At 62.9% G+C, this 2,694-nt stretch carries 2 protein-coding genes and 1 pseudogene; all 3 read right to left on the reverse strand.

What is annotated here, in order from left to right:
- Nucleotides 1-233: pseudogene (locus ABIB49_RS19160) on the reverse strand (hypothetical protein); the annotation flags it as partial.
- 293 nt (nucleotides 234-526) lie between these two features.
- Nucleotides 527-733, reverse strand: a complete 207-nt coding sequence (locus tag ABIB49_RS19170; protein ID WP_354157647.1) for a hypothetical protein — start codon at nucleotides 731-733, stop codon at nucleotides 527-529.
- A gap of 299 nt (nucleotides 734-1,032) precedes the next feature.
- Nucleotides 1,033-1,683 (reverse strand): helicase associated domain-containing protein, encoded by a 651-nt coding sequence (locus ABIB49_RS19175; protein ID WP_354157646.1) that lies wholly within the window; start codon nucleotides 1,681-1,683, stop codon nucleotides 1,033-1,035.
- Nucleotides 1,684-2,694: the final 1,011 nt, after the last annotated feature.

Raw genomic sequence — 2,694 nt, forward strand, 5'->3', positions numbered from 1 at the left:
CACGCACCGACCCGCACCCCGGGGTCTACGCCTAAGCCAGCACGACAGGCTTCCAAAAGAAACCAATCCGACGTCAGTAGTCCGGATAAGAAGACACGGACCAGCTGCTGCATCACAGGCTCGGGGTCTTCCATAAGTTCCGAGAGCCGGCGGTGCACCTGCGCGAGGGCCGGCAGCGTGAACTCGGTCCGGATCCCGGCCCAGGTCTGATCGCTGATGGTTTGAGGGGACACTGTGGCCTAGTCGCTGATGCTTTCCAGCACCCACTGCGCCGACAGCGGGCTCCGGCGCAGCATGAACGTGCGCAGCGCCGAGTTGGATCCCAAGCGGATGAATCCTCCAATATTCGATACTCACCAGGTCACCGCTGCCGACGGCCGCGGTCCGCCGGGTGTTCCACCAGGCGTCCCGGGTGAACCAGTGCACCGGGTCGGCGGCCACGGCCCAGATCCGGCCATCAAACCGGACGGCCAGTGGAGTGCCATCCGGCGTGAACCGGACGTCAACGTCAACGTCCAGGGTTGTTTCATTCGCTACTGCTGTCACGGTTTACGCGCTCTCCCAAGTTTCTGGTCATCATTTCTTCCCGGCGGTTGACCGCCGAACTCCACACCCAGGTCCGGTAGGCCACCGGACCGTCTTTCCACGTCACTTCGGCGGCTTTGGCCGTCCGGGCATATACCTCGCCGTTCACCAGCTCGGCGCAGTTCGGAAACCGGATCCACGCCTTCACGGGAATCCCGGGGAAGCCGTTTTTGGACGGGAAGTGCTCGAAGTCGAGTTCTTCGACCGTCAGCCCTATCGGGCCGGCCCGCCCGCGTACTGCCTTTGCAGTTCGTAGGTTTGTTCGGGTCCGATAACACAACCTTAGAACATATATACGCTTCACACGCCAAAGAAATAGCGGCCCTCTCGGTCGCTGGTTTAAGTATGCGGGAGAGTTCCGACAAAGTCCGGGTTGTACGCCAGTGGGGACAGCTTTGAGCTGCGCGGAGGGCTCGACCTGCCCCCAATGGGCACAACCCGAACCGGTCACCGGCGGGGAGGGCGGCCTCTGGTTCTCCCGGCCTGCCAGCCGGGAACGGCCTCATCCAGAAGCCTGATTCTGGTGGGGTTGAGATCGCCGCGGCGGCGTTTGTATCGCTGCTGGTGGATCCACACTCCGAGGGTGTGTTCGCGCTCCGAGTCATAGTCGTGGTGGCGTGGCCAGTCGTGGCCTTCGTGCCGGAAGGCCACGAGCTGGGCGAGACGGTGGTGCCACCTGATTTTGTCCGCAGCTGCCCTGTGGTTCCCGGCCCAGGCCGGAACCCGTGCGAGTCCGTCACAGTAGGCCGGGTCAAGGGTGCCTTCGGCCGCTTCGCGCCGACGATCAGAGAGCCAACGGGCCATCGACCGTTCACCCCTGTTCTCCGAGTGGCCACGGGGGAGCCGGCCCTCGGCCGTAATCCAGGCGATGACCTCCTGCATCCGGGCAAGGCGCCTGGGGGAGGGGCCGGTTCTGGCGCCGGCAGCGGCCTGGTGTTCGGCCTCGAGCCCCGGGTCCTGGCGGCGGGCGATCACCAAGTGGTATCCGACGGAGGCGGGCGGCACGCGCACGAGGGCAGCGATGCGTTTCCGGCTCAGCCCGAGCCGGTACATCAACACCCATTCCGCGTCCGGAGCGCGCCGCAACCGCTTGTCCATAATGGACCCCATCCTGCCACGGCCGATGCCATGAAAGCCTTGTCAGCACGGGGTCAACTGACCCGGGTTCGGGAGCCGCTGGCGCAGCCGGGCCTGCCCACCAGGTAGGGCCGGCCACGTGCCGGCTCTTGCCTTGCAACGCCGTTAAACGCCTCGCCGCCCTCGATTACCAATTCACCCTGACCCCGGCGGGCCGCAGCCGGACACCTGACTTTCGTTTTAGCTCCAGCTGCCCGAGCCGTCACTCCTGTGAACATCCTTCCCTGGCGGCTGCCAAGGAGTCCTCTCTGTGTCACTTATATGCGTAACTAATGGTTCACTTATTCACTTATGTAGGCCTCGTGAAGAATTATGTGCGAGTTTTTCTGCACTTGACAGAAGAATATTCTATGATGCAAATTGGATGCTGCTGGCTAAGAAATCGGAAGAGAGAAGCACATGAAGGTTTGTTCTTACGGAGGGGAAGACTGCGGCGAGCCTCGTCAGCTCTACGGGCCCGACGGTATCTGCCCAAAGCACCACAGGCGCAGGGAGCGCTGGGGGAGCTATGACCCCGTATGCGTCGTTGGTGGCGAGACCTGCGGACGGGACATCCGGCTGTACGGGGAAAGCAAGTGCCGCGAGCACCACTATTACGCCGATCCGAAGCCGTGTCTTGAGGACGGTTGTGACCGGATTCCCAGCGCTGTCCGGAACAAGTTTGTCGGCGGCAGGTGCGAAAAGCATGATCAGGCATACCGCGCTGCTCGGAAGCGCAGCGAGCAGTCGTGTTCGGCGCAGGCCCGCGGGGACTGCGGGCCAGCTGACCGGCTCTACGGCGGTATGTGCCGGAAGCACTATGAGCGATTGAAGATCACGGGGACCCTCGAGCCAATCATCTGTAGTGTCCGGGAATGCGAGGTTTCGTGTGGCACGGCGGAATTTGTCAAATCAATTGAGACGTAGTCGTGGTTGTTAATGCATCGAGGGCTCCGCTCTTTTCGCCGGGTCGTTGATCGCCGCCTTCAGCGG

Source organism: Arthrobacter sp. UYCu512 (assembly GCF_040547075.1).
Lineage (GTDB): Bacteria > Actinomycetota > Actinomycetes > Actinomycetales > Micrococcaceae > Arthrobacter.

Bases quoted from the DNA above. Each gene is read 5' to 3' on its own strand.
- ABIB49_RS19175 (WP_354157646.1), bottom strand. From the start codon at position 1,683: ATGGACAAGCGGTTGCGGCGCGCTCCGGACGCGGAATGGGTGTTGATG.